Annotated in this window: 16 protein-coding genes and 2 pseudogenes; 11 read left to right on the top strand and 7 right to left on the bottom strand. The window is 68.4% G+C overall.

Annotated features, from left to right (window positions below; translation table 11 throughout):
• Window positions 1-8 precede the first annotated feature (8 nt).
• Window positions 9-734, bottom strand: coding sequence for a helix-turn-helix transcriptional regulator (locus AC068D_RS28685; protein WP_478825992.1), 726 nt, complete (start codon window positions 732-734; stop codon window positions 9-11).
• A 64-nt stretch (window positions 735-798) separates the two neighbouring features.
• Here AC068D_RS28685 and AC068D_RS28680 point away from each other — a divergent pair, with 64 nt between their 5' ends.
• Window positions 799-1,227 carry a hypothetical protein gene (locus tag AC068D_RS28680; RefSeq protein ID WP_478825991.1) on the top strand — a complete coding sequence of 143 codons (429 nt, stop codon included), beginning with the start codon at window positions 799-801 and terminating at the stop codon, window positions 1,225-1,227.
• Between the two features lie 493 nt (window positions 1,228-1,720).
• On the opposite strand, the gene AC068D_RS28675 is transcribed toward AC068D_RS28680, so the two are convergent.
• On the bottom strand, window positions 1,721-2,218 hold the full coding sequence (locus AC068D_RS28675; protein WP_478825990.1) for a hypothetical protein: 498 nt from the start codon (window positions 2,216-2,218) through the stop codon (window positions 1,721-1,723).
• A gap of 1,086 nt (window positions 2,219-3,304) precedes the next feature.
• Between AC068D_RS28675 and AC068D_RS28670 the strand changes: the two genes are divergently transcribed.
• From AC068D_RS28670 to AC068D_RS28650, 5 genes are all read left to right on the top strand, one after another.
• Entirely contained in the window at window positions 3,305-5,083 is a 1,779-nt protein-coding gene (locus AC068D_RS28670; RefSeq protein ID WP_478825989.1) for a sensor histidine kinase, read from the top strand.
• A complete protein-coding gene (locus tag AC068D_RS28665) occupies window positions 5,080-5,730 on the top strand; it encodes a response regulator (protein ID WP_478825988.1) in 651 nt (216 codons plus the stop codon). The genes AC068D_RS28670 and AC068D_RS28665 overlap by 4 nt, the downstream gene beginning before the upstream one ends.
• 194 nt (window positions 5,731-5,924) lie before the next feature.
• Window positions 5,925-6,347 (top strand): hypothetical protein, encoded by a 423-nt coding sequence (locus AC068D_RS28660; protein ID WP_478825987.1) that lies wholly within the window; start codon window positions 5,925-5,927, stop codon window positions 6,345-6,347.
• A 235-nt stretch (window positions 6,348-6,582) separates the two neighbouring features.
• Window positions 6,583-7,677, top strand: coding sequence for a heparin lyase I family protein (locus AC068D_RS28655; RefSeq protein WP_478825986.1), 1,095 nt, complete (start codon window positions 6,583-6,585; stop codon window positions 7,675-7,677).
• A gap of 456 nt (window positions 7,678-8,133) precedes the next feature.
• Entirely contained in the window at window positions 8,134-9,000 is an 867-nt protein-coding gene (locus AC068D_RS28650; protein WP_478825985.1) for an AraC family transcriptional regulator, read from the top strand.
• 303 nt (window positions 9,001-9,303) lie between these two features.
• On the opposite strand, the pseudogene AC068D_RS28645 reads toward AC068D_RS28650, so the two are convergent.
• Window positions 9,304-9,549, bottom strand: a pseudogene (locus AC068D_RS28645) (IS5/IS1182 family transposase); the annotation flags it as partial.
• 96 nt (window positions 9,550-9,645) lie between these two features.
• Complete coding sequence (locus tag AC068D_RS28640) at window positions 9,646-10,620, bottom strand: helix-turn-helix transcriptional regulator (RefSeq protein WP_478825984.1); 975 nt, start codon at window positions 10,618-10,620, stop codon at window positions 9,646-9,648.
• Window positions 10,621-10,756: 136 nt separating this feature from the next.
• Between AC068D_RS28640 and AC068D_RS28635 the strand changes: the two genes are divergently transcribed.
• The 3 genes and pseudogenes from AC068D_RS28635 to AC068D_RS28625 form a co-directional block, all read left to right on the top strand.
• The gene (locus AC068D_RS28635) at window positions 10,757-11,152 is read left to right on the top strand and encodes a RidA family protein (protein ID WP_478826128.1); all 396 of its coding nucleotides are present in this window, start codon (window positions 10,757-10,759) and stop codon (window positions 11,150-11,152) included.
• 540 nt (window positions 11,153-11,692) lie between these two features.
• On the top strand, window positions 11,693-12,484 hold the full coding sequence (locus AC068D_RS28630; RefSeq protein ID WP_478825983.1) for a rhomboid-like protein: 792 nt from the start codon (window positions 11,693-11,695) through the stop codon (window positions 12,482-12,484).
• Window positions 12,485-12,830: 346 nt separating this feature from the next.
• A pseudogene (locus tag AC068D_RS28625) lies at window positions 12,831-13,529 on the top strand (phosphatase PAP2 family protein); the annotation flags it as partial.
• On the opposite strand, the gene AC068D_RS28620 reads toward AC068D_RS28625, so the two are convergent.
• The 3 genes from AC068D_RS28620 to AC068D_RS28610 all read right to left on the bottom strand — a co-directional run bounded on the left by AC068D_RS28620 (window position 13,512) and on the right by AC068D_RS28610 (window position 17,255).
• Complete coding sequence (locus AC068D_RS28620) at window positions 13,512-14,189, bottom strand: response regulator (protein ID WP_478825982.1); 678 nt, start codon at window positions 14,187-14,189, stop codon at window positions 13,512-13,514. The pseudogene AC068D_RS28625 and the gene AC068D_RS28620 sit on opposite strands and share 18 nt — an antisense overlap.
• 7 nt (window positions 14,190-14,196) lie before the next feature.
• Window positions 14,197-15,570 carry a sensor histidine kinase gene (locus AC068D_RS28615; protein WP_478825981.1) on the bottom strand — a complete coding sequence of 458 codons (1,374 nt, stop codon included), beginning with the start codon at window positions 15,568-15,570 and terminating at the stop codon, window positions 14,197-14,199.
• Window positions 15,571-15,956: 386 nt separating this feature from the next.
• Window positions 15,957-17,255: a PucR family transcriptional regulator gene (locus AC068D_RS28610; protein ID WP_478825980.1), complete on the bottom strand. Its 1,299-nt coding sequence runs from the start codon at window positions 17,253-17,255 to the stop codon at window positions 15,957-15,959.
• A gap of 706 nt (window positions 17,256-17,961) precedes the next feature.
• On the opposite strand from AC068D_RS28610, the gene AC068D_RS28605 reads away from it, so the two are divergent.
• Both AC068D_RS28605 and AC068D_RS28600 read left to right on the top strand, forming a co-directional pair.
• Window positions 17,962-18,387: a hypothetical protein gene (locus AC068D_RS28605; protein ID WP_478825979.1), complete on the top strand. Its 426-nt coding sequence runs from the start codon at window positions 17,962-17,964 to the stop codon at window positions 18,385-18,387.
• A gap of 571 nt (window positions 18,388-18,958) precedes the next feature.
• Window positions 18,959-19,996, top strand: coding sequence for a questin oxidase family protein (locus AC068D_RS28600; RefSeq protein ID WP_478825978.1), 1,038 nt, complete (start codon window positions 18,959-18,961; stop codon window positions 19,994-19,996).
• Window positions 19,997-20,149: the final 153 nt, after the last annotated feature.

Below are 20,149 nucleotides of genomic sequence, written 5' to 3'. Positions count from 1 at the left end.
GGTGCGCGTCAGGAAGGACGCGCGGTCGCGGGCGGGAAGGAAGCGGGCTCCAGGCGGACGCAGCAGTGACCGGGGCTGGGCGCCAGGCACGCTCGGAGGCCGCCTTCGTCGAGCCCTTCAAGCACGCCGCGGAGCAGGTGGAGATTCATGCCGCACACCGTCTGGGTGTGTTCGCGGGCGAGCGCATGGAAGGGGCAGTTGCCCAGGACGATGGCTTCACCGTCATAGCGGGGCTCGAATCCGTACCGCTCCAGCAGGTTGAACACGCCTGCCTGGTCCTGTCCGGCGAGCTGTGTGCCCAGCTCGTGGGCCTTTCGGTGCAGGACGGTCCGCACCGGTTCACTCGTGGCTTCCGATTCCTCCAGGGCCTGGGCGAGGAGCCGTCCGGCCAGTTCGTAGCGCCGCTCGGGCAGGCTGACGGTGACCTGCTTTGTGGAGCGCATGTAGAGCTTGGCGGGCCGGCCCGCTCCCGGACCGGTGCGTCCGCTGCGCCGCTCGTAGACGACATCGAGCAGCGATTCGTCGGCCAGGCGGTCCAGGTGGAAGGCAGCAGTCTGCCGGGCAAGGCCCAGGGCCTCGGCGGCTTCGTCGCGGCTGACCGGTCCCGGCTGGCGCACGACGTGGTCGTAGAGCCTCCTGCGGGTCGGCTCGTCCAGAGCGGCGACGGCGGAGACGTCAGTGCGGGGTGCTTCCTTCGAGTGGTCCACGAACGTCAGTGTAAAACCCACAGCCATTGACTAAAGAGAGATCAAGGCGCTTCTATTACTAGTGAGAGTTGTCGATAGAAGGAAGCGTGTCATGTCGTCCGCACCCACAACCGTCACAGCACAGCGGGCCGCACTCACCGATCCCGCCTACCAGGCGTTCGTCATTCTGCGCACCGGGTTCACCGTGGCGCCGATCCTGTTCGGGCTGGACAAGTTCACCAACCTGCTCGTGGACTGGCCCACCTACCTCGCGCCGTGGATCAACGACGTTGTTCCAGGCAGCGCCCAGGCGGCCATGTACGCCGTGGGTGTCATCGAGATCGTCGCCGGCCTCGTCGTCGCAGTCGCCCCGCGCTTCGGGGGCTGGCTGGTGGCCGGATGGCTCGCCGGCATCATCGTCAGCCTGCTGACCATCCCAGGACACTACGACATCGCGCTGCGTGACTTCGGTCTCCTGCTCGGGGCGGTCGCCCTTGCCCTGCTGGCCCGGCGCTACCACGGCAAGCGGCAGCCGCACTGACAGCCCGTACACGGCGCAGACTGCGACAAGGCGGGTGAGCGCCAAGGGGCTCACCCGCCTCGCACCTGCCCGAAGACCCGCCCCGCGGCGTTGGCAGCGAGAGAACCGGCGTGCGGGACTCGGCAAGTCCGTCGGAAACCGCAGGTAGGAGCTGTGGACCCGTTCCGTCCAGGCGCCGCACCCAGGACAGACCGCACTTGGCGGCGTGCACCGGGCCTCGATGTGTATCGCATCTCCATCGGCATCCACGGTTACGGCTGCGATCCCGGACGCCGACGGGAAGAACAGGTCCGGCAGCGAAGGTGACTCCTCGTTCACGGCGACCGAATGTCGGCCGTACCACCGAGACGAGGAACGATTTCAAGGCAACTTCCCCGCCGCCTGCACGACCCTCAACTGTCACGCTGCGTGTCCGCGTGACGGAACTTGTGCCAGACCCCACTTCACACCGTTGACGCCGGCAGCAGGGACCACGGTCCCGCCACTGCTTCGGTCACATGCTGCGGCGCTGCTCCTGGACGGCCTTCATGAGGTCCTCGATGGCGGACTGGGCGTCGCGGTCCTGCCCGTCATCGATCGCTTCCAGAGCGGCGGCCGCGGCCTCACGAATGTGGTGGGGAAGCCCGTCGGCGGCCGTGACGTGGTAGGCGGCCTTACGGCGCGCCATACGCTCGGCGGGGTCTATTGCGTCGGGGCTGGACAGCGGAAAGGCAGAGGCCTTGTATGCGGAGATCCCCAGCACCACCATGTCCGTGATTCCGTCGGCGTACCCGAGAGCGGCGGCCTTCCCCTGGCCTTCCCGCATGGTGGCGACCATTCGACGGCGGGACAGGACGGTGCCGAGGGCGGCGCCGCCTCCCAGGGAAAGGGCACAGGTGACGGCGAGGAACGGTCCGTCCCAGGCCAAGCCGGTAAACCCTCCGAGGACCGCGAGCGCGACGGTCCATCCGGCCGCAGTCCGGGAGCCTATTTGCTCGGGTGAGGTGTCCATGACGAAAGTGTCCCAGCCGGTACCCACAGCACCGGCGCGGGGTGAACCTCCGGCCTCGGGCCTCCCATTGACGCGCCGTGAGCGGGGCGTGCGCGGGATCTTCGTGGCTCGACGGCGTGCTGAGGGGGCAGAGCGGCGCATTCGACACCGATGTTCCGTCGATGCCACCTCCGGCGTTGGCGAGGGTCTGGCGTTGTCGCCCGACCACAACATGTGCCGCATGTGGAATGGTCCTCCACGGCCCAAGCGTGCTCGTCCTCGCCGAATGCCCCCGCTGAGCGGGGCACTGCGCCGAGTGCCTGACCGACGAGCCGGACCCTGGTGTGCGGCGGTCATGGACCCCATGAGCATGACCGCACGACGCCTGCTCAACCCCCTGCCCAGGCTTGCCATCACGCGGTTGAGTCGGCCCGAGACGACGCTGGGCGGTGGTGTGCGGCGGTCAAGGGCTCGGAGCGCAGTTGCCACGACCTCCTTGGGGGACTGGCGTCTGGAGCCCCCGTCCTCGGTGTGGTGCCGATGACGTCGAAGAACTCGGTGTTGGTCGCGCCCGGAGACAGTGCGAGCACGCGCGCCACTCCGAGGATGCAGGCCGTCCCGCCGTCATGGACGGCCGCTTCCCCGGCTGTGGTCGCATCCAGGTCTACGCCCACTCGCGGCTTCACGAACTGTGCGGCAGCGGCGACATGAGGCCGCTCTGCAACCGGCGCCCCCCGGCGTGAAGACATACTCGAACAGCAGATGGCAAATCAGTAACGACTGTACGTAACTGGTTGGTAACACAATACTCTCGGCCTCTCTGTGTAGTAGCCAGGAGTACGGCGGGCCGAAGCAGGCTCTGCGCAACACCAGCCTCCCGATGTCGTGCAACCCGTGAAAGGGCCCTGCTTCATGGAAAATTCGCGGCGCTGGGCCTATCCGGTCGCGGCTACTGCGGTGCTCGGAGTGGCTGCGGCCGTGTGTGTGGCCGCCTACGAGCACCGGCTGGGAGCCCTCTACTTTCCTGACGCCGGAATCTCGGTCTCGTTCGCCGCAGTCGGAGGGTTGCTCGCACACCGGCTGCCGCGCCACCCGCTGGGATGGCTCATGCTGTTGATCGCGGAGAGTGGCTCTCTGGGCGCACTGATCCACCAGCTGTGGCCCCTCGCAGTCAGGGCGGACTGGCCCGGCACCGCAGTTCTGGGGTGGATCACCGCGTGGGTGTGGTGGCCGGCCTTCGGTACGCTCCCGCTGGCCTTGCTGCTGTTCCCGACCGGACGACTGCCAACACCGCGCTGGCGCCCGGTCTGCTTTCTCTTCACTGCTCTTGTGATCCTGCCGACACTCGCCCTCTCAGTGGTCGGCGCCATGCATCCGACCGCCGGCGTGGTCGATCCCGCCGACATCGAGCAAAGTCCCCTCTTCCCTGTCAACCGGGTCGCCTTTCTGACTCTGGGGGCCTGCACAGTGATCGCCCTGGCAGCGGTGATCGCTCGCTGGGGGAGAGGTACGCGACTCGAACGAGACCAACTGAAATGGCTCACCTTCGCGGTGCTGTTGGCTGTCGTGTGGCAGACGTTGCTGCAGGACGTGCTCATCAACGCGCCCGTCGTGCTGAACGTCGCGAGCATCGGCATCGATGCAGGCGTTCCGATCGCCGTGGCAATCGCAGTGCTTCGCTATCGACTGTGGGCAATTGACACCATTATCCGCCGTTCCCTGGCCTACGCCGGACTGACCGCGAGCGTGATCGTCGTGTACATGGGGGTGGTATGGACGATCAATGCCGTGTTGCAACGCCAGGCGACATTGGCGGCCTCCCTGGTGGCGACCGGCACCGTTGCGGTCGCCCTGCAGCCCCTGCACCGACGATCGCAAGGGGCCGTGAACCGCATCTTCTACGGTGACCGGGACGAACCCCACACGGTCATCGCCCGATTGGGCGAACGATTACGCTCGTCGGTTGAGCCGGATTCGGCCCTGCCGATGGTTGCTGCGACGGTCGCCGACGCACTGCGCCTGTCCTACGTCGTGATCCGGGCCCACGGAGGCTTCCACACCCAGTGCGGAGAGCCCACCAGCGAATCGGTGATCCTCCCTCTCAATTACCAGCATGCAGTCGTCGGCGAGTTGGTGGTCGGCCCCCGTCTGCCCGGCGACGACTTGTCCTCCGCCGACCGGCAGTTGCTCGATCAGGTCACCGTACTTGCGGCCATGGCCGTTCAGACGGCTCGCCTGACCGCCGATCTGAGACTGTCCCGCGAACGCCTGGTACGGGCCCGGGAGGAAGAGCGGCGCAGACTGCGCCGTGACCTGCACGACGGCGTCGGGCCGGCCCTGGCCGGACTCCGACTACGGCTCGCGGCCGTCGAATACCTCGCCGCCGGCAGCCAGCCGGCCCTGCACCAGCGGCTTCACGCGCTGAAGGACCTCGTGGACGGCATCACCGCAGACGTCGCCCACACCGTGGAAGGCCTGCGCCCGGCGGTCCTGGACGACAAGGGTCTGATCCAGGCGCTCCACCTGCATGCCGATCGCCTGTCGTCCCACGACGGCGTCCGCATCACCGTCCACGCTCCCTCGGCCACCCCCGAATTGCCTGCCGCGGTGGACGTGTCCGCCTACCGCATCGCCACGGAAGCCATGACCAACGTCGTCAAGCACGCGTCCGCCACCACATGCACCGTAACCCTCGAAGTGACCGACGTCCTCCGGCTCTCGGTCACCGACAACGGAACGGGCCTGCCCCAGGATCCCCCACCGGGAGTCGGACTGACATCCATGCGCGAGCGCGCCGAGGAACTCGGTGGAAGCCTGGAGCTGGAAACCACCTCGGCGTTCGGCCTCACCGTCATTGCGCGACTTCCTCTCAGGAGCCCCGAGTGACTCCGATCCGGTTGGTCGTCGTCGACGACCATCAAGTGTTCCGCAACGGTCTGCGTGACTATGCGGAGGTCACCGGAATGCAGGTGGTCGGCGAGGCCTGCAACGGCCACGATGCGGTGGAAGTCGTCAAGGATGTCCGGCCCGACGTCGTCGTGATGGACCTGGAGATGGAGGACGGCGACGGCCTGACCGCGATTCGGACCCTTTCCCAGAACCGGCCCCATGCACCGATCCTCGTGGTTTCGGGCTACGACGACGCCGCACGGGTGACCGAGGCCCTGTGCACGGGCGCCGCCGGTTACGTGTCGAAGAAGTGCTCCGCCGAAGCCCTGTTGGCTGCGATCACTGCTACCGCGCACGGGCTCACCGTCCTCGACCGCAGCGTCCACGACCACGTGCGAACGGCAGTCGCCGATTCCGCGGCACGCCGGCCGACAACCACATACCCATTCCCCTCTCTCAGCAAGCGGGAACGACAGGTCCTGGAACTCCTCGCCCAGGGCAAGGAGCCGGCGCGGATTGCCCGCGAACTCGTGCTGGAGTCCCACACCGTGCACAACTATGTGTCGTCCATCGTGCGCAAACTCGGTGCGGAAAGCCGCGAAGTCGCCACAGCCCTCGCACGGAACCAGGGCCTCGGACTCTGACCGTCCCACTTCGCCGACCAGAACCAAGGACGACAGAGGAGGCGGCGAGGAGTCCTCCCGGGATACCTGGGAGACCAGGATGGAAGGCACCAGCCCAACGAGAGCCGGTCATTACAGCGGTTCAAGCGCCGCCTCGCGATGAACGCTCGCCAGCTCCGGGAGATGACCGCTCGGACACGTGAAAAGGAGTCGCCATGACGAAGCGATCGGTCCGGCGCCATGCCAAGGCCCTGTTGATTGCCCTCACCGTGGTGGGAGGCATGGGCGTCGCCGGCTCGGCCCAGGCGTCCCCGCACCCCACTGCCGCTCCTGTCGAACAGGCCGCCCACCCCAAGGCCAAGGCTGCCCCGTTGCGCGCCACCGCCGGGCCCGCCTACCTGCCCTACTACGGCAGCAACGCCGACTTCCCCACCTGGTTCTTCGGAGCGACTCGTCTCTGCGTGAAGAACCTGGGCACGCAGTACGGCGAGGCGCGCGTACAGACCAGGCTCAACGCACCGCCCGAGTACGTACCCGTGCAGGCCGGCCGGACGCTGTGCGTAAGCCGGTGGTGGGGCGGGGTTCCGATCAACGTCAGGAACAACGCGCAGGCGCCGCTGTCCGTCACCGCCAGCTAGAGCATCCCTGAGCCGGCTCCCCCTTGCAGGCGCACAGGCGGGCCGGACATCCCTCGGAGCGGGCAGGAGCGAGCCGATCGCCGACTCGCTCCTGCCCGCTCCGCAAGCGAGCGATACAGGAGGAGACATGACAGCAGTGCGGAAGAGGGCCAGAGCCTTGGCCGTCGCCGTGGCGCTCTTGGCGCTTGGCGTGGTGGTAGGCCCCTCACAGAATGCCAGTGCCGATCCCGCTGGTGTGCAACGCACGCTCGACTGGGAGCAGTCGGCCGACCGCACCCTTCCCGCCGCAGCGCCGCCCAACCTGAACAAGCAGTGGGCGACATCGTACGGCGCCACTAACGTCACCAGCCCCACACGCGACGGTTCCTACGCAGCCCGCTTCGAGCTGAGGAAATCCGACCCGGTCGTCTCCGGCAGCAAGCGCGCGGAGATATCGCAGCGCGACGAGCAACCCCCAGGCGCTGAGCGCTGGTACGGCTTCAGCATCAATCTCGCGACGACATGGGCCTACGACACCTCGGCCGAGATCGTGAGCCAGTGGCACCAGTGCGACGTCGGCTGCCCGGGCGGCTCACCACCCCTGGCACTGCTGACCGATGAAGGGCGCTGGAAGATCGACTTCCGTGGCGAGTCCATCGATCTTGGTCCCTACACCACGGGGGTCTGGGTCGACTGGGTCTTCCACGTGACCTGGCGTACCGACAGCACCGGCCTGCTGCAGGTGTGGAAGAACGGCGAGCGCGTTGTGCACCGGAGCGGCGCCACCCACGGCGGGGGCCCACGATCCCCCTACTTCAAGCTCGGGATCTACAAGTGGGACTGGAACACCGGAGCCCCCTCCAGCACCACGCAGCGAGTGATGTACCACGACGCTCTGCGCCTGGGTGACGAGCGGGCCGTCCACCGGGACGTCGCGCCCCAGCGGGCCTGTACGCGAGCAGCGTCGGTGGCGTCCGCGTCCGCCACGACGTACGAGCCCACGAACCCGCCCGCCAACGCCATCGACGGCAACCTGACGACCCGTTGGTCCGGCCAGGGATTCGGCGCCGCACTGATCCTCGACACCGGCGCGCTACGCCAGCTGTGCGGCGCGACGGTGGCCTGGCACCGCGGTGACCTGCGGTGGAATGACTACACCATCCATGCTTCACAGGACGGCGTCTCTTACACGAAGGTGTGGGAAGGCCGCAGCTCCGGGACGACCACGGCGCCCGAAACCGTGCTCTTCACCACGGGATCCACGGAGGCCCGCTACCTCAAGATCTCGTTCTGGGCGAATCCCGAGAACGACTGGGCCAGTATCACCGAAGCCGGGCCACTGGGCCTGTAGCCACAACCGGGCGAGCAATGGCCTCGGGGCGCAGCCGACCGGCTGCGCCCCACCCCTGGTGCCGAGGCCGGCGCCCTGCACCTCGCCCGGCCGGGGACCGTGACGCGGACCTTCATCACCGTTGCCGCCGGCGACACCGTGCTCGCCATCACCGGAGCCCTCCAGCTCGAGGCCGGACACCTTCCCGCACGGCGACCACGCAGCGCCTGACGGGTCTCGCCGTGCCCGGCAACGCCCTGTACGTGCCCGTCGCCTCCAACGTCAAAGCCGTCGTGGGGCCCGTGGAGTCGGCGCGGCTGCCTGAACGGCTCTTGGAGTTGGGGGCGCCGGCCGTCCCGCTCGCGGGTGACGAGGTCCTCGGCCGCCTCTCGTACCCGACCGGATCGGGCACAGGATGTCGGGTCCGGCAGGGTGGTTCCTTCCTAACGTGAGTGATCGAAAGGGAAGGAGGCCGGGGTGCTGGAGCGGCTGAACGAGGCCATGGAGCACATCGAGTGCCACCTTGATCGGCAGATCGAGGCAGCCGACCTGGCGCGGATCGTGGTGACTTCGGAGTACCACTTCCGGCGGCTGTTCTCAGCGCTGGCGGGAATTCCGCTGTCGGAGTACATCCGGCGCAGGCGGCTCACGGTCGCTGGCGCTGAGGTACTGGCCGGGGACCGGACGCTGTTGGAGATCGCGGTGCGGTACGGCTACACGTCGGGGGAGGCGTTCGCGCGTGCGTTCCGCGTCATGCACGGCGTCGGCCCCGGCGAGGCCAGACGGTCCGGCGCGAGTCTGCAGTCCCAGCCACGGTTGTCCTTCCGCCTCACCGTCGAAGGGAGTAGCAGTATGCGATACCGGATCGTGGAGAAGGATGAGTTCCGTGTGGTCGGCAGGAAGGCGCGCGTCCCCCTCGTGTACGAGGGGGTGAACCCTGCCATCGCCGACTTCATCCGGGGCATCGGGCAGGAGACGCTGCAACGCATGCAGAGTCTGTCTGATCAGGAGCCGCAGGGGATCGTAGGGGTGAGTGAGAACCTCGACCCGAGTCGGGCTGAGGGAACCGAACTCGACTACTACCACGGGGTGGTGACCCGAGTCGCCGTGCCCGAGGACATGGATGCGCTCACCGTGCCGGCCGGGACGTGGGCCGTCTTCGAGAGCTCCGGGCCGTTTCCGCAGGCGCTCCAGTACCTCTGGCGGGACGTGTTCACGCAGTGGTTCCCGTCCAATCCGTACCGGAGCCGGCCGGGACCCGAGATCCTGCGGACCCGGCTGTCGCAGGATGCCACGCAGGCGGATGCCGAGCTGTGGATCCCCGTGGAGCGGACTGCGGTCTGAACGACAGCGTGCGGCGGCTCAGGGCCGCCGCACGCTGGTGACGTTGGTCTAAGCCGTGAAACGATCTCGGAATGGTTCGCGGGGGCTCGACGTGGCCCGGAACCGGTCTGATGACACAGTGGCTCACCGATCCCGGCCAGGCTCCCGACGCCTCCGAAGTTGTCGCAGGTCTACGCGCCTTCACCGGCATTGTCGACGTTCACGAGTAAAGGAGACGTAGCACATTGGGGTGGTGGAGGTCGCCGTAGGGGAGCCGGCTAGCCGACGGCTGGCCGCGGCGATGGCCGTCCGGTGTGAGCCCTTCTTCTTCAAGGCCCTCACGTGTGAGCGATCGACCGCCGCGTCGTCCAAGTCCAGAAGGCCGGCCCCGCCGCAGCTGCATCAGAAGGGCCACGCGCAGGCGGGCCAGACGCCTGCCTCAGCCCAGTTCCGCAGGGCAGCCCGCTCGTCCACCGGCAACCGCCCCGGGTATCGCCAGCGCCGCGGTGGACGGGTCAGCAGCAGCGGAGCGACACCCCACAGTTCATCAGGCACAAGAGCATTCGACACTCGCAGAACACTGCCGTCGGCAACCTCAACCGCCAACGCTCTGCACGCAACTCATTCCGAGATGATCAGTTGGCCAAAAGAGTTGGCTTCTCACTCTCAGGGTGAGTCTCCGTAGCGCGTGGCAATCGCGGCGGCGCGGTTGTGTAGGCAGGTGCGCAACGACTGCGGGGCCAGGGCTTCCGCGTCCGTGCTGAGCTGCCACAGCGCCCATTCGGCGTGTCGGGAATCCTGGAAGGTCACCTCGAGACGCAGCCAGCCGTCTGCGTCGGGTTCTTCTGCGCGGACGGCCAGCGCGGTGTCCAGCAGGTCCTCCCGCCGCGCCGGGTTCACCCGTACCAGGACGGTGATGTGGTCGCCGCCGGAGAGGAACTGCGCGGAGCGTTCCCGCCAGATCCGGTCCAGATCGACCCGGTTTGGTCGCTGTGCCGTTTCGGGGAGTTCCTCGGCGGCCAACACCCGCGACAGCCGGTAGGTGCGGTCCGCGCCGGATCTCGTGGCCAGCAAGTAGCCCCGGTCGCGTACGGTGACCAGGCCGATCGGATCCACCGTGCGCCACTGTGGTGTCCGGCCTGTGGCCGCGTAGTGGATGCGCAGCTTGTGTCCGGCGAGCACCGCACGCCGGACCTCGATCATGGTGGTGTCGGGTACCTCCTCAGTGACCAGCCGCCGCGAGAGCAGGTCGGTCTCCGGGTCGACGAGAAATCGCTGGGCCGCGTCGCTCGCGGAGGCCCGGTGGCTTTCGGGCAGGGCATCGACCACCTTCCGCATGGCCGAAGCGAGCGCCGAGCCGAGGCCGAACACCTGCTCGCCGCGTCCCGATCCGGCGGTCAGCAATGCGAGGGCCTCGTCGTGGTTCAGTCCGGTGAGCTCGGTCTGGAAACCGGGCAACAGCGCGAAACCGCCGTGCCGGCCGCGTTCGGCGTAGACCGGGACGCCGGCTGAGGACAGCGCTTCAATGTCGCGCAGCACGGTGCGGGTGGACACCTCCAGCTCGCGGGCCAGCGTGTCCGCTGTCAGCCGACCGCGCTGGCGCAGCAGTAGCACCAGTGAGACCAACCTGTCGGCACGCATACGGGAACGCTAACGGAATACATGACTGAGGGTGTCGTGATTTGTTGGGAGGCTCGTTGACGCGACGTCAAAACCGGCGGCTACCGCGCCGATGGACGTACGCACTACCGATGAATCGAATGGAGCTGATGTGGCAGTGGAACGAATGGCGGTCAACCCGGTTACGTGGTCGGTGGAGATGGGATTCAACCAGGGTGAGGTCGTCTCCGGGCACACACGGACCCTGTACACCTCGGGGCAGACCGCGATGAGCGGCGACGGCAAGCCCCAGCATGACGGTGACATGGCGGGGCAGTTGACGCTGAGCATCGACAACGTGCAGGCCGTGCTCGGCGAGGCCGGCATGTCTCTCGCGAACCTCGTCCGGCTCAACGTCTACACGACCGACGTCGATCTGCTTCTCCAGCACTACGGCGTGCTGGCGGCGCGGTTGGGTGCCGCCGGGGTGGCGCCGGCCTCCACGATGCTCGGGGTGACGCGACTGGCGATACCCGGCCAGATGGTCGAGCTCGAGGGGACCGCCGTCGCGTGATGCGACCTCGCCGCCCCTGCTGCTCGTGCCGGTTGAACCGGCGCGAGCAGCAGGCAGCTGGCGGCGATGCTCCATGTCCAGGTAGGGCACCTCAAGCCCGGTGGCGGGGCCTTCGGAGGCCATGGTCCGGGCATCGACTGGGGAATTGACCGCCGCTGCCTTGGGCTCGGATCGAGGCCGGCTGCCGGGACTGGGCCTTGCTGGCAGCCGAAGCAGCCGAAAAGGTTTCGGATCGAGTGGCGACCATTTGCTGGATCGACGCATCGGACCTGCAACGGTCCCCGGCCCCATCGACAGCCGACGCCAACTCAGTGGGCCGGAAGGTCAATTGCACCACCGCGGATGGCCGTGAAGCATGCCGCTGCCGAGGGCGCACGTCGGGCCTGGGCGACCGGCGAGGCGGCCGCGGGCTACCGAACTCGTCAGGCACGCCCGTGACATGGCGGGCATAGGGGCCACTGTCGAATGGGCGCCCGGACCGAAATGACTGCAGGCACCCCGCCGGTCCTCGCCTCTGATCGACCTGGACAATGTCACGGCATGAACTCTCAGTCCCTGTGGGGCCCTCTGGACGGACTGCTGCGCGCTCTCCGGGGGTATCCGCGCCGTGCGCCGCTGACCCTCGCCTATGTCTGCCTGCTCCTGGTCGGCCACGCCTGGGTCGGCAACGGGTTGTCCGCCGACCGAGCAGCCACCCTGTTGGGCTACGTCAGCACCAACCTGGACAACCTGCAGGACCATCCGGTCACCGCGCTGCTCGGCAGCGTGCTGTTCTTCGACGGCACGCTCACGGATGTCACCTCGCTCGACTTCGTGGGTACCTTGATCACCCTGGGCCTCGGTGTCTGCTGCTTCCTGGCCTGGGCGGAGCACCGGTGGGGAACGCTGCGCGCCGTGGCCCTGTTCCTCGGCGGGCATGTCGCAGCCACCTTGCTCACCGCTGCCGTCGTCACCATCGCACTGGACAACGGCTGGTACCCAGCAGCCGTGCGACATGCCTCGGACTACGGGGTCAGTTACGGCGCCCAGACCCTGCTGGCGGTGGGCACACTCGCCCTGCCGCGTCAGGGCCGCATTCCCTGGGCGGTCTTCGTGCTCGCCTGGCCCCTCGGCGGCGCCGTCTGGACCGGGCCGCTGCCGGACTTCACCACAGTCGGCCATCTCATCGCAGCGGCCCTTGGCTTCGCCCTGTTGGCTGTCCCGGCCTTCAGGCGGCAACGGGGCCGTGCCGGCGGGTCGTCCTTTGCTGCTCGCGGCGTCGGACCGGACCGAGACGGCGTTCCGGAATCGACGTCACCGGCGCCCGAAACAGAGACACCCCCATTGGTCTGACCCCAGCGACGACGAGAGTGAGGCCGTCCTGTGACGGGTGTCCAAGCCCGCCGACGCCGCTGCCGGAAGAGGGTTGCACCCGAGTTGCCTGCACAGTTGTCTGTACTGGGGGATCCACGGTTGCACCGGAGGTACTACCGGAGGTGTGGGGGTTCTTGACGATCCCTGCGGCACCCGGGCGGCCCCGCAGGGCGATCTTCAGAGAACGAGGTTGTTGACCGTGAGGACGTGCGCCCGGTGACGCGGCCCGAAGGTCCCCTGAGCTGTCAACCCTGACGATCGTCGGGGTCCGGTGTTGCCGTTCGGCCCGGGTTTTCGGCTGTTCCCGCTTCTACGTTCAGGCCTCATGGAACGAGAATCGCGAAAGAAGACCTGGACCGGTCGAGTGCTCGGCGCCTTGGGCGCCCTGGGTGCGGGGGCAGGAGTCGTCGTTTGGCTGTCCCCCGGGGGGCTGGGCGAGGCTGGTGCGGTCGAGGTCACGAGTGGAGCTTCGGCGTCCGCGTACCGTGCGGTGACCGGGGCGGTGGCGGACGCACCCTCGTGGATGGGCCCTCTCCTGGAGGTGGCAACCGAGGGCACTCTTGTGATCTTGGGGATGTCGCTGGTCTGGATGTGGTGGACAGCGATCCGTCGCCATGACACACGAAGGGTCGCCGGATCCGTACTGACTGGCCTCGGCACCGTCGCAGCCTATGCAGTGAGCGAAGCGGTGAAGCTGGTAGTGGACGAGCAGCGGCCTTGCCGTGCGATACGCGCAGGGGCGGGCCTTGTCGCGGAATGCCCCGGAGCGGGGGACTGGTCGTTCCCGAGCAACCACTCCACCTTGGCCGCCGGGCTGGCGGTCGGTCTGGCCGTGATGTGGCCTCGCCTCGCTGCGCTCACGCTGCCGCTGGCCGGGGCCGCTGCGCTGCTGCGCGTGATGGTGGGGGTCCATTACCCGCACGATGTCCTCGCCGGCGCGATGCTCGGCAGCGCTGTGGTGGTCGCCGTGCTGCTCGCGTTCATGCCACTTGCTCAGTGGGGGGTATCACGGCTGAGGAGGCGGAGGGACGATCCCAGCCTCGTGGGCCACGACCGCGGCAGCAGCCCGGTTGTCCACTTCCAGCCTCGCCAGGATGGAACTCACGTGGGCTTTGACCGTTCCCTCCACCACATGCAGCCGCCGGGCGATCTGCCCGTTGGACAGGCCGCTCCCGAGAAAGGCGAGTACCTCCCGTTCCCGGGCCGTGAGGGCGGCGACCCGGTCACGGGCGGCGGAGCGCCGACCGGCCAGGGCGCCCGCACCCGTCGCGGCGAAGTGTGCGACGACCCGGGCCGCGACTTTCGGTGACAGGTAGGCGGCGCCTTCGGCAACCGCGCGGACTCCCGCGATCAATTCCTCGGGTTCGCCCGACTTGACCAGGAAGCCTGCTGCACCACCGCCGAGTGCCTGAAGGATGTAGTCGTCCTCACCGAAGGTCGTCAGCATGACGATGCTCGTGCCCGGCACTGTGCTGCGGATCTCCGCCGCCGCGTCGATGCCGCTGATCCCCGGCATGCGGATGTCGAGTACGGCCACCGTGGGACGGTGGCGCCGGACCAGTTCCACGGCGTTCTGCCCGTCGACGGCCTCGGCGACGACTTCGATGTCCGGAGCGGTGGCGAGAACGGCACGCACCCCCGCGCGGATCATCGGCTCGTCGTCGGCGATCAGCACCCGGATCATCGATCACTCACGAGGTGAGTGTGTCCAGGGACACCAGGGTGTCCTCCCGGAAGCAGAGCCGGTAGGCGTCCCCGGACCGGTCGTCGAACCGGTCGGCCGTCATCGCGTAGTACTCGCACGTTATGCCCTCTCCTGTCGGCTCGGGGGTCAGCGGTCGGTAGTTCGCCTGCCGGTCCGGCAAGAAATGCTCCACCTCGGAACGATCTTGCCCCACGTACAGGCGGGCATAGTCGCCCGGGTCCAAGACCGACTGTGACGCCGACAGCATCTCCCACCCCATGAGCGCTCCGCTCAGCAACGCTCCCGTCACCAGGGGCACCATGACCGCGGCGACCAGGGCCCAGCCGACGCGGCGTCGAGCACGGCGATGTTCCTGCGGCAACTCGGCACCGCGAAAGGCCGCAGGAGCGAGCGGCGGTGGCGGGGATGTGTGCGGGATCCGCGCGACGACTGCGTAACCTCCGTTGCGTGGCCCGTGGTCGAACGAACCGCCGGCCAGCCGCGTGCGTTCCTCGAGGCCGATCAGGCCACGCCCCCCGCTCCGGTGCCGGGGGCGCCGGATGGCGGCGGACGAAGGCGGGCCGTTCTCCACCACGACACGTGTTTCTGTTTCCGTATGCGTCACGTGCACAGTGGCTGCTGCGCCAGGTGCGTGCTTGGCGACGTTGGTCAGCGCTTCCTGCACGACCCGGTGAGCCGCCTGTTCGACCACCGACGGCAGGTCGTCTGCGGTGCCATCGATGCGCAACTCCACCGCGAGCCCGGCCGTGGAAGCCTCGGAGGTCAGGCCTGTGAGGCTGGAGCCGCTGGGGCCCATCGGAGTGTCGTCGGTCTCCTCCTCCCGCAGGATGCCGATCACCTCGCCGAGACGCTCCACAGCGGCCGCAGCTCTGGCCCTGATGTCGCCTGCGGCGCTTCGATGGTGTTCTTCAAGGCCCGGCGCGAGTTTGAGAGCGCCGGCCGACAGGGCGATCAGGCTGAGGTCATGGCCGAGTACGTCATGCATGTCCTGGGCGATACGCGCCCGCTCGCGCAGCCGGGCGTGATCAGCGATCAGCCGCTGCTCGCGTTGCAGTTGCTCGGCACGCTCCCACCCGGCCCGGACAAGCTGCTGATACTGGCACCAGAACCGGCCCGCGAACCAGGGCAGCATCGTGGCGACAACCACCACGGTCACAAACCGGCTGGCCAGGAGGAGCCAAGCAGGCACGACGGAGAGCGCCACCACGCCGGCGGCGAGAATCGCGACCAGCGCGAGCGCTGTCGGTGCGGTCCTTCCAGGCCGCCGCCCTGCCAGGAACGAGGCGATGGCAGCCGGGAAAGCCCACCACAGGTTCACCATGCACAGGCCGGCGGCCACCGCAGCGACCGCTGTCAGCATGGTCCCTGGATCAAGTGCCCGTCGCAGAACAGGTGTCCCGGTCGCCGTCCCACTGTTGATCGTTGTGCTGTCCACGAAGGCGACGGTACGGACTTCGGGAGCCGTCCGACACTGCCGGAAGCCCGAGGCCGCGCTGCGTGCTGGTGGGCCATAGCGGTCTCCTGGGCGGGCATGGATGCGGGCGGATCGCCTCCGAACGAGGCTCACCAGAGCACCGCTGCGCCCGGCCCGTCCAGGCGCTGTGCACGTGTCGTTGTCCGCTCCCAATGCCCGGCACGGGGTGACTGTGCTGATGCCCATTCGCGCGACCGTCGGCGGACGTGGAGGGCCGCGGTCCCGGCCCCGGGCCAACAGGCGATGGTCGGCCGCCCAGGGGTCAGGAGGGGTCAGGCAGGTGACGGGCGACGGGGTCCGTCGTCGGTGCCGAATGCGACAGCGGGTCCGAGCAGGCGGTGGGCGTCGAGCGCGAGGGTGAGTCGCACCAGGTCGCGAGGGCGGGCGAGTGCGAGGCCGGTCATCTGCTCGAAGCGGCGCAGACGGTTCAGCACGGTGTTGCGGTGGCAGAGCATACGCCGGGCAGCCTGGACGGCGGAGCCGCCGTTCTCGATCCAGACGTCGACGGTGTCCAACAGCGTTTCGCGGTCGGCGGGTTCCAGGTCGTAGACGGGCCGCAGCACCCCGTGGGCGAGCTCGGCGGACAGATCAGGCCGTGAGATGAGCAGACCTTCCGGCAGGCGGGAGTCGAGCCGGGCGATCTCACCGTCGCGTCGGCAGGTGCGAAGGGCGAGTGCGGCCATGTCGCGCGCCCGTGCGAGGCCCTCCAGACCCTGGACGACCGGACTGATCCCGATACGGAGCCCCGGACCCGCGTCCAGGCCGGAGGCGAGCACGTCCAGTGGGCGGTCGCCCAGGTGGGCCACGAGTACATTGCGCTGTCCGCACTCCTGCCGCAGGATCCGGATGCCGCCGACCTCGGGAGTGGTCCGGGGCATGTGGCCGTACGGCGGTGTGGCGCCCACCAAAGCCACTGCGAAGCGTCCGTCGAGCGGCAGATCGAGGATTGCCGCCGCGTTCCGGGTGAACTCGGGTTCGCTGCGTGTCTCCAGCAACGCGGCGAGTATCAGACGGACGCGTTCGGAGTGCCGGCTGGCCACGCCTTCGACCACCTGCCGGTAGGCGTCGGCGACCAGGACGGCGTCGCGGTCGTTGGTCTTCCACACCAGTTCGGCGACGTGTACCAGCCGGCGAGTGTCCAGCCCGTCCCGCTCGGCCACGCCGATGATCCCGCTCCAGACCTCGGAGCCGGCGACACGGAAGGCGTGCAGCACCTCGTCGAGGGGGCGGCCCTGCTCCGCCCGGCGTATGCCCAGCTCTCTGGTGTACCGCTCGACGTCCACGATTCTGCTCGGATCGACCCCGGCCTCCAACGCGTGGCGGATGCCGGAGGCCACGGTGCTGCGTACGTCGGGCGGAGCGAGTACCGGGTCGGCGTAGTACGGCACTTCGGCACGGATCCTCTCCACGACCGAGTCCGTGAGCTCCGTGCCGAGTCCGAGCAGGCGCCGGCATGCGCGGACGAAGAGCTCGGGAGGTGAAGGGTCCGCGCCGCCGCAGGGCAGCGGAGTGCTGATGGCCGCGTCACGGCCGCGAGGCCGGACGCTGCCGGGGGCGGGACTGTCGGACATGGACCCTCCACGTGGACGGGGCGTGCGGGAGCACCGCGCGAGCCGCCAGGTGTGAGCCACCGGCGCGGTGAAGTTCCTCCCCCCCGTTCGGGCGCAGGGCGTGGAAGGCGCGCCGACGCATTTCCCGGGGATCGCCATGCTAAGCAGTCGCTTATGGATGGGTGTGGTCTCAGCCAAATCGTGATGTTTCCGGCCAGTAGGGATTGCGCACCGTCCGCGCGCGGCGCCGTGGTTGTTCCAACGGTCTCCGGCGGCCGCCCCACGGCGGGCGATCACCCGCTCCGGTGTCACAGAGGGCCTCGGGGTATTTCTGCGCACGCCAGGCCAATGCAACATCGCGTCGAGATCCACGGCGACGTCGTGCCGTCCACGGAGCGGCACTGGATCGGCACGGTCGACCTGCCCATCGCGCGTCAGCCGGCTCCCCAGACCTGCCCACACTCGGCCTGAACAGCCGAAACGGCCCGCCGAACACCCGACGGACCGCCATGAAATGCCGAGGTCAACGTGCGCTTACGTAGGTGAAGTAGGTGGTTTCACCGATGCGCCCGGACGTTGCTCTGCGAAAGCGTGAGGGCGTTCTGGGAGGCGTGAAATTCCGAGGCTCTCGTCGTGTGACGTGACGGTGGAGCCGAGGACTTCGCGTTCCCGCGGAAGTCAATCTCACAAGGTGAGACTTCCTCAACTAGCCTCGTGGAGACGAATCATGCGCTTACCTGCCCTGTCTGTCACCGTCGCGGTCGTGGTCGCGACGGTAGCGGGAGGAACGGCTCCGGCCGCTGCCGACACCCTGGTCAGCATGGTCAACCTGGACGCCGGTGCCGGCCTCCACCACAGTTCCGCGACTGTGACCTACGAGCACGTCGACGGCGCGGTGAACTCGGTCAAGATCATCTCGCTGGAGGCCTTCTCCAGCGAGCGCGACTGCGTCTGGGTGGAATGGAACGACCCGAAGGACGTGGGGGACGGTTGGGCCGCCCTCAACTCCGAGCCCCCGTGTTACGGCGGCAGCATGGGGGAGACGCTCAACCGGATCATCAAGGCACCCAAGGGCCATCAGCTCAAGGTCCGCCTGGCCGCCTACCACGACGGCGGGATCGAAGTGATCCACAAGGACATCGCAAAGCTCTAGCCGGACCGTGCGGCGACACCGGATACCGGAGGTGATCCGGTGTCGCCGCGCCACCGGAAGACACGGCCTCCCCCCCCCCGACGCCCAAGCGCCGATATGCGGACGCCCTTTGAGGAATCCAGCGCCAGCGCGTACTCCAGGCGATCCGCAACACAGCCCGTGGCCATCGAGGTCGCGGATCGCAGGCATCTCCCGCACAACCTCGCGGCGACGGTGGAGAGGATCTCCCACCAGCACCGCGTCTGCCTGCGCGAACACACCGAAGATGCACAGTCCCCACCACCGGAGGCCGGTCGTGATCGAGCTGCCGCCCCCATGCCATGACATGGTCCCCGCCGGCGTCGCCGTCATCAGGCATCGGGCCGCTGTTACATGCGGCGGGGACCGCGTCCCCGAGGCAGCCCGGCGAACACCGTCCCGCACCCACTCCGACCTCGCTGCACTCCCGGCTCGCAGGCTGTTGATCCGCCGGAATGGACGACTACGGCCGGAGTGCTAAGCCCGATGAAGGGGCACGCCTCGGTCCTTGGGCTGATGGCGGCACATCAGCGCGCGGTTAGCGTCAGGTCTCATGAACATCGACGGCACGCTCGACGAGGCTTACGAGAGGTTGCACCGGACGGGACCGGAGTTCGAAGGCTGGCTGACAAATCATGGTCCCATGGCGGTTGAATCCATGGTCAGGCGCGGACACACGCGCGAGGTTCATCGCTGGTTGGACCGCTACATGCGTCGGCTGGACGATCTGCCACGCGGCACCTCGCCCATCACCGCCGACGGATGGCGCGCGGCGCTTGGGGACCCTCATCGTCTCGGCGACTGGCTTGCGTTCTTCGAACGCGAGGTGACCGAACAACCCTGGCGTGCCGTGCTGGAAACCTGGTGGCCACGGCTCCTGCCCGGCATCGCGGCCGGCGCCACCCACGGAGTGATCCGTACTGGTCACGCGGTCCATGCTCTGCTGGACCGCCAGGACGGGCCGCGCTTGGCCGAGTTGGGCCAAGCCCTCGGCTACTGGGCGGCGCGCTGGCAGCAAGTCCCGTTCGTCATCCCCTCCGGAACCGCTGACCCGGCGTCCGCCATCGCCGGCGTTCCGCGCGTCCTCGACCAGAACGCGGGCATCAACCATCGACTCGACCAGCTCACCGAACTGCCCAGTTGGCCGAATGCCCTGGCCTCGCTTAGACCACCCACAGACGCCGAGCAGGCCCGGGACCTACTGGCCGATCTGACGTCCGCCGCCGCCGTGCACTACTTCCCGAGTGCGCACGGCTCGGCCGTCATGCTGGTTCACGCCGTGACCGCACCCATGGCCGTCCTCCGCACCCTGCCTGCACTCCCCGCCAGCCAGTGGGTCATGAGCCTGCACGCGGCCTGGGCCGCCAGCGCGGCGGTGACCGCGGCCTACGCCCCCGCCACACCCGCAGCCCCGCACAGCCTCCCCACCGCCCCCGAGTCGGCGGACGAGGTGTTCGCCCTGGCTGTCCGTCACCAGGACGAACATGTCATCAAGCTCGCAGACACCTGCCTCGATGTTCACCACCGCACGAGCCGTCCCGACGCGCTCGCCGCAGTGATCCGCGCGATCGAGCTGATCGACGAGCCTTGACGACACACCCCAGGAAGGGACCCTGGACGGCCCGCGCCAGGACCGGATCCTCAACGACGCGTTCCACTCCGCATACACGCTCTGCATGCTTCCGGCTCGTCCGCCACGGCAACTGCGCTCCCATACCCGAGGAGTTGGTGCCGAATGCGACGC

This window comes from Streptomyces sp. NPDC043861, from assembly GCF_056435905.1.
This window is presented reverse-complemented; position numbering and strand designations above follow the sequence as displayed.

Bases quoted from the DNA above. Each gene is read 5' to 3' on its own strand.
- AC068D_RS28670 (WP_478825989.1), top strand. From the start codon at position 3,305: ATGCTGTTGATCGCGGAGAGTGGCTCTCTGGGCGCACTGATCCACCAG.
- AC068D_RS28630 (WP_478825983.1), top strand. From the start codon at position 11,693: ATGAACTCTCAGTCCCTGTGGGGCCCTCTGGACGGACTGCTGCGCGCT.
- AC068D_RS28620 (WP_478825982.1), bottom strand. From the start codon at position 14,189: ATGATCCGGGTGCTGATCGCCGACGACGAGCCGATGATCCGCGCGGGG.
- AC068D_RS28605 (WP_478825979.1), top strand. From the start codon at position 17,962: ATGCGCTTACCTGCCCTGTCTGTCACCGTCGCGGTCGTGGTCGCGACG.
- AC068D_RS28685 (WP_478825992.1), bottom strand. From the start codon at position 734: ATGGCTGTGGGTTTTACACTGACGTTCGTGGACCACTCGAAGGAAGCA.
- AC068D_RS28680 (WP_478825991.1), top strand. From the start codon at position 799: ATGTCGTCCGCACCCACAACCGTCACAGCACAGCGGGCCGCACTCACC.
- AC068D_RS28600 (WP_478825978.1), top strand. From the start codon at position 18,959: ATGAACATCGACGGCACGCTCGACGAGGCTTACGAGAGGTTGCACCGG.
- AC068D_RS28610 (WP_478825980.1), bottom strand. From the start codon at position 17,255: ATGTCCGACAGTCCCGCCCCCGGCAGCGTCCGGCCTCGCGGCCGTGAC.
- AC068D_RS28640 (WP_478825984.1), bottom strand. From the start codon at position 10,620: ATGCGTGCCGACAGGTTGGTCTCACTGGTGCTACTGCTGCGCCAGCGC.
- AC068D_RS28675 (WP_478825990.1), bottom strand. From the start codon at position 2,218: ATGGACACCTCACCCGAGCAAATAGGCTCCCGGACTGCGGCCGGATGG.
- AC068D_RS28615 (WP_478825981.1), bottom strand. From the start codon at position 15,570: ATGCTGACAGCGGTCGCTGCGGTGGCCGCCGGCCTGTGCATGGTGAAC.
- AC068D_RS28660 (WP_478825987.1), top strand. From the start codon at position 5,925: ATGACGAAGCGATCGGTCCGGCGCCATGCCAAGGCCCTGTTGATTGCC.